The organism is Sporosarcina sp. SAFN-015, from assembly GCF_059415085.1.
In genome coordinates, this window is record NZ_JBPFDR010000016.1 from 21,145 (window position 1) to 30,202 (window position 9,058).

The following is a 9,058-nucleotide window of genomic DNA, read 5'->3' on the forward strand; positions in this document are numbered from 1 at the left end:
GTAGAAAATAAATGAGTGATTATTTGATAAAAGCATTGGCTTTTGAAGGGACAATTCGTGCGTATGCAGTGAATTCGACAAACGCAGTAGGTGAGGCGCAGAAGAAGCACCATGTATGGCCGACTGCTACAGCTGCTTTGGGTCGGACGATGACAGCGGGCCTTATGATGGGTGCAATGCTGAAAGGTGAGGAAAAACTGACGATTAAAGTTGAGGGGAACGGACCGGCCGGACCGATTGTCATCGATGCTGATGCAAATGGTGACGTAAAGGGATATATTACGAATCCGCAAACCCATTTTGATTTGAATGAACACGGAAAGCTTGACGTAAGACGCGCGGTCGGTACGGAAGGGATGCTGTCGGTTGTGAAAGACCTTGGGTTACGGGACTTTTTCACTGGACAGGTTCCGATTGTTTCCGGTGAAATCGCGGAAGACTTCACCCAATATTTTGTTGTGTCGGAGCAAGTTCCTTCTGCAGTGGCGTTAGGTGTTCTTGTCAATCCTGACAATACAGTAAAAGCTGCTGGCGGCTTCATCATTCAAGTGATGCCAGGTGCAACGGAAGAGACAATAAGCAGACTTGAAGAAAAGCTGTCGAATGTCGAACCGATTTCCAGAATGATTGACCGTGGTTTGACACCTGAAGAAGTATTGGGAGAAGTATTAGGGAAAGAGAATGTTGAAATCCTTGATCGTATGGATGTTGCGTTCCGCTGCAATTGCTCGAAAGAACGTTTCGGCAATGCGATCAAGGGACTGGGTGAGCAGGAAATCCGGGAAATGATTGATGAGGACGGACAAGCGGAAGCGCAGTGTCACTTCTGTTTGGAGAAGTATGTATTTACGAAAGAAGAACTTGAAGGATTTATTGATGAAATACGGTCAAGGTCGTAACGTCCAGGAGACGTCCCCTCAAAGAAGAAGATTGAAAACGAAGCCGCTTCTTATTCTCATCGGCATCCTTTTTGCTTGTAATGTCCTTTGGTTTATTGGATGGCTTATCCCCGACAAATCGAAGCAACCCGATGAAGAGGTTGCTTCGGTAGCGGGCGAAGCGATTACGAGAGCCGAGTGGATGACAGCTATGGAAAAGGAAGTTGGACGAGAAGTGCTTCTTGACCTAGTCAATAATAAGGTGATGGAAACGGCGGCAGAGAAATACGGCATCAAAGTGACTGACGAGGAAGTTGAACTTGAACTGGCGCTCATCACTTCGGTAGACGGTCGATCACATTCAGGTATGGATGTAGAGCAAACTCGGCAAAAAATCCGTGCAAACCTTATCTTAGAGAAAGTATTGTCGAATGATGTGGTCATTGATGATGCATCAGTAAAGTCATTTTATGAGAAAAACGAATCCCTCTATAATATTTTGACTGCCTACCGAACTTCTGTCATTATCGTTCCGACGAAGGAGGAGGCGAAGCAAGCACTCGATGAGTTATCGAAAGGGTCAAGCTTCGATGCATTGGCCAAAGAGTTGTCGACTGACCTTGCGTCTGCCAGTCTAGGCGGTGACATAGGTTATATTAACGCAGAGACCGAGACTATCGATCCTGCAATCTACAAAGCTGCATCAAAATTGAAAGAAGGCAAGATCGGGGATGCTATTGAACTTCAAGATGGTACATATGCGATTATCCTTGTGAATGAGGTAGTTGAAGGCAGGGCGTTCTCTTATGAGGAAGTGAAGGATCATATTAAACGCGAGTTAGCCATCGAGCAACTTCCGCAATCGGTAAATCCGGAGGCGTTCTGGAAAGAATTCGATGCGAAATGGTTTTACGGAAAATAAAAAGCTGTTTGGAGCCCATTATGAAGGAGTGGTTCCGAACAGTTTTTTTAGATTATACATTTAGAAAGAGGGAAAGGATAAAGGAGCTATAAATGATTGACAGTGCTCACAATTCAGGTGTACTATTAATACAATAAAACATATCAAATAAGTAGGGATTAGGAGTGGGTAGGAATGAGTAAAGTCGGAAACACGATTGCGGACCTAGTTGGAAAAACACCGCTCGTCAAGTTGAATCGCCTAGCGAGTCCAGACAGTGCAGACATCTATCTAAAACTAGAATACTTCAATCCGGGATCGAGCGTTAAAGACAGGATTGCCCTTGCGATGATTGAAGCTGCTGAAAAGTCAGGGGAATTGAAGGAAGGCAGTACAATTATTGAGCCGACGAGCGGAAATACAGGCATCGGTCTCGCGATGATTGCAGCTGCAAAAGGATATAAAGCGGTACTCGTCATGCCGGACACGATGAGTATGGAACGTCGGAATCTATTGCGTGCATACGGTGCTGATCTCGTCCTTACACCAGGAGCGGAAGGGATGAAAGGGGCAATCGGCAAAGCGGAAGAGCTTGCTGAGAAGAATGGCTGGTTCATGCCGCAGCAATTCAATAACGAAGCGAATCCGGAAGTGCATCGTCTGACGACAGGACCGGAAATTGCAGATGCATTCGATCGTGTGGATGCATTCATTTCAGGTATCGGCACGGGAGGCACAATTACCGGGGTGGGCAGCGTATTGAAAGAGCGATTCCCAGAAGTGAAAATCATAGCAGTAGAACCGACCGATTCGGCAGTCCTTTCAGGCGGAAAACCAGGACCTCATAAAATCCAAGGGATCGGTGCAGGCTTCGTCCCGAAAGTTCTCGACACGGACATTTACGATGAGATCATTCAAGTGACGAATGACGAAGCGTATGATACAGCAAGAAGAGCAGCACGAGAAGAGGGTATATTAGGTGGCGTTTCTTCTGGAGCGGCAATCTTCGCGGCTCTCCAAGTTGCAGAAAAGCTTGGAAAAGGAAAAAAAGTCGTCGCCATCCTACCATCGAATGGCGAAAGATACTTAAGCACACCGCTTTATCATTTTGAAGAAGAATAAGTGAAGGATTGATGAAGGAGAGAGCCGATGAGGGCTCTCTTTTTTGATTCTAATACTAGCCTAAACGATATGGTAAACGTTAAGATAACTATATTATGAGAAGTTGGGGGAAAACGAAATGAATAGATTGCATCCTCATTACAAGGTGGCCGAAATGACGAAGGAGCAATTTTTTTATGCCTATAAAGAACTTGCGAAAACAGCAGAACAGCATGTTTTGCTGGAAAGCGGACGCACGGGCAAGCTATGTATCGCAGGTGTCGATCCGCTAGTTACGCTAACGAGCAGACAGTCTCATTCGGTAGAGCTTGAATGGCGTGACGGAATGAAGGAGGTGCGGGAAGGCGAACCTCTTGAACTAGTATCTGCGATCATCGAATCGATGAAGATGGAAAGTGTACCGGAGCTGCCGGATTTCCAAGGAGGTGCCATAGGTTTTATTAGTTACGATTACGCACGGACATATGAACCGATTGAAGAAATGACTGTGGATGATCTTGACACGCCGGATGTCTTCTTCTATTTATTTGATCGTTGGGCTGTTCTTGATCAGGATACGGAAACCGTCTATTTCATGGCGCTTCCTGGGCGCGGACTGGATGTTTCGAAAATGGAAAGGGAATGGCTGGACGCGGCAGAAGTGGGATTGAGCAATCGCGCCATAACGACAAGCGATCTCACAATCGACTATACAAGACCTGAAAATGTGGAAGTGTCAGTGACCGGACCTCAATTCGAACAAATGGTGCGAGACGTCCAGCAGTATATTGCGGATGGGGATGTCAATCAAGTTAATCTGTCCGTCCGGCAATCGAAGTTACTTTCCGCCGATCCGCTATCGATGTACGAAGCATTGCGATCTTTCAATCCATCGCCTTATATGGCGTCAATCGGGGCGAAGGAATTCGCTGTCGTCTCCGGCTCACCGGAATTGCTGCTTAAAAAGCGGGGAACGGAATTGAGTACGCGTCCGATCGGAGGAACGAGGCCGAGAGGGGCGACGGAAATCGAAGATGAAACGTTTGAGATGGATTTGCTCTCCAATGAGAAAGAGAAGGGTGAGCATATTATGCTTGTCGAACAGGAACTGGAAGATTTCGGGCAAGTATGTGTGCCAGAAACAGTGGAAACGGATGAATTCATGGTTATTGAGCGGTATTCACACGTTATGCATCTCGTTTCAAATGTTAGAGGGACAGCATCTCCGGAGTTATCGAACGCCGCTATCATTAAAGGGGTATTTCCTGGAGGGTCGATCACCGGCTCACCGAAGCTGCGTACGATGGAAATCATCGAGGAATTGGAGCCGACGCGGCGAGGTTTGTATACAGGATCAATCGGCTGGGTTGGTTTTAACGGTGATATGGAATTGAATATCGTCATTCGGACTGCGTATATAAAAGACGGGGTTGCCCATATACAAGCAGGGGCGGGTTTAGTCGCTGACTCTGATCCGAAAGCGGAATACGTGGAGTCGCTCAACAAAGCGAGAGCGCTCTGGCAAGCGAAGGAAATGGCCGAAGCGGTAGAATGAAAGGAGGATCACCTCCATGCTATGTTGGATGAACGGTGAATTTGATCAGGCGGAGCAATTGCGGATATCCCCGTTTGATCATGGGTTTTTATATGGCGCAGGCTTTTTTGAGACGTTCAGAACGTATGAAGGACATGTGTTTTTATTTAAAGAGCATATGGAGCGACTTCGTGCGGCATTGTTTGAATACCGGATTGATATGCCTTACTCGGATGAAGAGATTTTGGATGCCGTTCATGGCCTTTATGTCCGGTCGGGTGGACAAGACGGGTATTTCCGGCTGAATGTGTCTGCGGGGGTGCATGATATCGGGTTGGCTCCTTCTGAGTACAGGTCGCCGAATGTCATCCTGTTCCGGAAAGAGCTTGCGGCAACACCGCGGGGAACGGAAAAGAAGGCTGTGTGGCTCGAGACGGAAAGGAATATTCCAGAAAGCCGGATCCGCCATAAATCGCATAACTTCCTTAACAATGTACGCGGACGTTTGGAGCTGACATCATTGAAGGAGCTTGAAGGAATCTTCCTTACACCGCATGGACATGTCGCTGAAGGAGTGACATCCAATGTGTTTTGGGTGAAGGACGGGGAGCTATACACGCCGTCTGTAGAAACAGGAATTTTGCCAGGCCTTACACGCGCCTTCATATTGGAGCTTGGGACGCAGGCCGGAATGGATGTACATATCGGGTTGTTTAGGAAGAGTGAAGTCGAGCGGGCGGATGAAGTGTTCGTTTCGAACTCAATCCAAGAGCTCGTCCCTCTTTCTGCGGTAGGCGAGCATACAATGCCTGGTGCTTCAGGGGTTTATTATCAAAAATTGCATAGGTTGTACGAGCGGGCGATTGATGAAATGAAAGAAGGGTAAAGCCATGGAATTATCGAAAGCGAAAGAAATATACCGTTTAGGAAATACCGAATTCAATTTCAAAAAGGAGACGGCTGTAATGGGCATCTTGAATGTCACGCCGGATTCTTTCTCAGATGGAGGCAAATACGGTCAAGTCGATGCGGCATTGAAGCATGCAGAGGAAATGCTTCGAGATGGGGCGAAAATCATTGATATAGGCGGTGAGTCGACGCGGCCTGGGCATGCCCCAGTCTCGCTCGAAATGGAGCTTGAGCGTACGATTCCGGTAATCGAGGCATTAGTTCGGGAATTGGACTGTGTCATTTCAATCGATACGTATAAGGCGGACGTGGCGGATGCTGCATTGAAAGCCGGTGCTAAGATTGTCAATGATGTATGGGGCGCGAAACGTGAGCCGAGGATCGCGGAAGTGGCGGCTGCACACAGGGCGCCGATCATCCTTATGCATAATCGAGAAGAAGCGGAGTATGCTGGACCATTCATGGATGAAATGATTGCTGACTTGGATGAAAGTGTTGAAATTGCGCGCAAGGCGGGTGTGCCGGAATACAATATTTGGCTTGACCCAGGCATCGGCTTTGCGAAAAATACGAGGCAGAATGTATTGGCGATGCAAGGACTACGCCGCATATCAGATATGGGATACCCGCTTTTGCTTGCCACGTCCCGGAAAAGGATGATCGGCAACATCCTAGATTTGCCGGTCGAAGAGAGAATGGAAGGAACTGGTGCAACGGTTTGCTATGGCATCGAGCACGGCTGTCATATGGTGCGGGTGCATGATGTGAAAGCGATCTCCCGTATGGTAAGAATGATGGACGTGTTAGCTGGCAAGACGGAAGTAAACGTCGACTGATCGAGAAACGGAGGGTGCGAGGATGGATTATATTCATTTGAATGAGATGGAGTTTTACGGCTATCATGGCGCATTGGAGGAAGAGACGGTGTTAGGGCAGCGTTTCCGAGCCAATGTATCGCTTGCTGTTGATTTAGCCGAAGCAGGGGCTTCGGATGATTTGAAGAAGACGGTCAATTACGCAGAAGTGTTTGAGGTTTGTCGATCTGTAATCGAAGGGGAGCCGAAGAAACTGATTGAATCAGTTGCAGAGGAGATTTCCCGCACCATATTGGAGCAGTTCGCTAAGCAAGTCAACGGCGTACGAGTTGTTTTAATCAAACCTGACCCGCCAATACGGGGGCACTACGCCTCGGTATCCGTAGATATTACGAGAGGACAGTTTTCATGAATACCGCGTACATTTCCATAGGATCCAATATTGGAGACAGGCTGCATCATCTTATGGAGGCAGTCCGATCACTTCATTCGCACGAGAAGATCGAAGTGTCGAACGTGTCCTCTATCTATGAAACGGCACCTGTCGGTTATACGGATCAGGCAGACTTCTTGAACTTGGTCGTCTCTGTAGAAACTTCATTGGATCCATATGAATTATTGTCGGCATGCCAACATATTGAGAACGGTTTAGGTCGCGTGCGGGACATCAGATGGGGACCTCGGACTGTCGACCTTGACATTTTACTGTATAATAACGACAATATTGAAGCGGAGAATTTAACTGTGCCTCACCCGAGAATGGGTGAACGGGCTTTTGTTCTCGTGCCTTTATTGGAAATCGCGTCTACAATCGGACATCCTGTAACAGGAACTCCGTTTACAGTTGCCGATGACGATGGCGTTGTACTTTGGAAGAAAGCTGATGAATTCAAGCAGCAACTGTGATGCAACCGCCATTATAGTGGCGGCTTTTTTTACATAAAGAGTTTGTGTACAATAGGAACATGCCATCCGGCGTGAGGGATCACTATGAAGGAGTGAAGGAAATGTCCCATTTGGATGAATTGAACGATCAGCTTTTGGTGAGACGCCAGAAGATGGAAGAAATGCGGGAAAACGGTTTAGATCCGTTTGGCGCAAGGTTTGAGCGGACGCACCTGTCCAATGATATCCGCAAAGCTTATGAGGAGCTTTCTAAAGAGGAATTGGATGAAACAGTGCATGAAGTGAAAATTGCAGGACGAATCATGACGAAGCGCGGCAAAGGAAAGGCGGGCTTTGCCCATATCCAAGACCTCGGCGGTCAGATTCAAATCTACGTCCGTCAAGATGCAGTCGGCGAAGAGGCATATGACCAATTTAGCCATGCAGATCTAGGGGATATTGTCGGCATCAAAGGAAACGTCTTTAAAACAAAAGTCGGTGAACTTTCTATTAAGGTAACGGAATTCACATTCCTTACGAAAGCACTTCGTCCATTGCCGGATAAATTCCACGGATTGAAGGATATCGAACAAAGATATCGCCAGCGCTATCTAGACTTGATCATGTCAGAGGAAAGCAGGGAGACTTTCATCACAAGAAGCCGCATCATCCAATCGATGCGCCGCTATTTGGATGGACAAGGCTTCCTTGAAGTTGAGACACCGATGCTGCACTCGATTGCAGGGGGAGCGACTGCTCGCCCATTCATTACACACCACAACGCTTTGGACATGACGCTTTATATGCGTATTGCAATTGAGCTTCATTTGAAACGCCTTATTGTCGGCGGTCTTGAAAAAGTCTATGAAATTGGCCGTGTTTTCCGTAATGAAGGGATTTCTACTAGACATAACCCAGAATTCACGATGATTGAACTATATGAAGCTTATGCGGATTATAAAGACATTATGGAACTCACGGAAAACTTGATTGCTCATATCGCGCAAGATGTATTGGGCACAACGCAAGTGAAGTACGGGGAAGATATCATCGACCTATCTCCTGGATGGAAGCGACTGCATATGGCTGATGCGGTTAAGGAATATACAGGCGTTGATTTCTGGAAAGAGATGTCTGTTGAAGAGGCACGTAGTCTTGCGAAAGAGCACGGCGTTGAAATTACGGATATGATGGAAGTCGGTCATATTCTGAATGAATTCTTCGAACAGAAAGTGGAAGAGCAACTTGTTCAACCTACATTCATTTTCGGACATCCAGTTGAAATTTCTCCTTTGGCTAAGAAGAATCCTGAAGATAGCCGATTCACGGATCGTTTTGAGCTGTTCATCGTAAGACGTGAACACGCAAACGCGTTTACCGAGTTGAATGATCCAATTGATCAGCGCCAACGTTTCGAAGCGCAATTAGTTGAAAAGGAACAAGGCAATGATGAAGCGCATGAAATGGATGAAGATTTTGTAGAAGCGCTAGAATATGGTTTGCCGCCGACAGGAGGACTAGGCATCGGAGTCGACCGTCTAGTGATGCTGTTGACAAACGCACAATCAATCAGGGATATACTTCTGTTCCCGCAAATGAGACATAAAGAGTAAGTGAAGGAAGCGCCGTGCAATCGGCTTGAAAACAATGATTGCACGGTCTTCGTTTCTGCTTGATAAAGCAAGGGAAGTTTTTTCGAAAAAAGTATTGCAAACAAAAAGACAAGCTGGTATAGTAATAAACGTTGCGTTTCCGGTAAGTGAATAACTACTTCAAAACAGCTTAAAACTTTTTGAGAAAAGTTGTTGACAAAGGAATTGCAAAGATGGTATTATATAAGAGTTGCTTCTGACGAAGCGGCGCACAATGAACCTTGAAAACTGAACAGCAAAACGTCAACAAATAAAGTCTTGCAGCCGGCTTTGTCGGTGAAGAGACAAAACGAATCTTCGGATTCAAAAATTGACATCTTAAATGATGCCAGCAAGAAACTCGAGCTACTCGAATTTCTCTATTATGGAGAGTTTGATCCTGG

9 protein-coding genes are annotated in these 9,058 nt (G+C 46.6%); all 9 read left to right on the forward strand.

Going from position 1 to position 9,058, the window contains the following annotated elements:
* Positions 1-11: 11 nt before the first annotated feature.
* Positions 12-899 carry an Hsp33 family molecular chaperone HslO gene (gene hslO, locus ACR65H_RS18080; protein ID WP_440502300.1) on the forward strand — a complete coding sequence of 296 codons (888 nt, stop codon included), beginning with the start codon at positions 12-14 and terminating at the stop codon, positions 897-899.
* On the forward strand, positions 877-1,800 hold the full coding sequence (locus ACR65H_RS18085) for a peptidyl-prolyl cis-trans isomerase (protein ID WP_440502301.1): 924 nt from the start codon (positions 877-879) through the stop codon (positions 1,798-1,800). Before hslO ends, ACR65H_RS18085 begins: the two co-directional genes overlap by 23 nt.
* Positions 1,801-1,974: 174 nt before the next feature.
* Positions 1,975-2,901: a cysteine synthase A gene (cysK, locus tag ACR65H_RS18090; RefSeq protein WP_440502302.1), complete on the forward strand. Its 927-nt coding sequence runs from the start codon at positions 1,975-1,977 to the stop codon at positions 2,899-2,901.
* A 118-nt stretch (positions 2,902-3,019) separates the two neighbouring features.
* Positions 3,020-4,435: an anthranilate synthase component I family protein gene (locus ACR65H_RS18095; RefSeq protein ID WP_440502303.1), complete on the forward strand. Its 1,416-nt coding sequence runs from the start codon at positions 3,020-3,022 to the stop codon at positions 4,433-4,435.
* 16 nt (positions 4,436-4,451) lie between these two features.
* Complete coding sequence (gene pabC, locus ACR65H_RS18100) at positions 4,452-5,300, forward strand: aminodeoxychorismate lyase (protein WP_440502304.1); 849 nt, start codon at positions 4,452-4,454, stop codon at positions 5,298-5,300.
* Between the two features lie 4 nt (positions 5,301-5,304).
* On the forward strand, positions 5,305-6,159 hold the full coding sequence (gene folP / locus ACR65H_RS18105) for a dihydropteroate synthase (protein WP_440502305.1): 855 nt from the start codon (positions 5,305-5,307) through the stop codon (positions 6,157-6,159).
* Positions 6,160-6,181: 22 nt separating this feature from the next.
* Positions 6,182-6,550: a dihydroneopterin aldolase gene (folB, locus tag ACR65H_RS18110; protein WP_440502307.1), complete on the forward strand. Its 369-nt coding sequence runs from the start codon at positions 6,182-6,184 to the stop codon at positions 6,548-6,550.
* Positions 6,547-7,044, forward strand: a complete 498-nt coding sequence (folK, locus tag ACR65H_RS18115; protein WP_440502308.1) for a 2-amino-4-hydroxy-6-hydroxymethyldihydropteridine diphosphokinase — start codon at positions 6,547-6,549, stop codon at positions 7,042-7,044. Before folB ends, folK begins: the two co-directional genes overlap by 4 nt.
* Positions 7,045-7,145: 101 nt before the next feature.
* Positions 7,146-8,636, forward strand: a complete 1,491-nt coding sequence (gene lysS / locus ACR65H_RS18120; RefSeq protein ID WP_440502310.1) for a lysine--tRNA ligase — start codon at positions 7,146-7,148, stop codon at positions 8,634-8,636.
* The last annotated feature ends 422 nt before the right edge of the window (positions 8,637-9,058 follow it).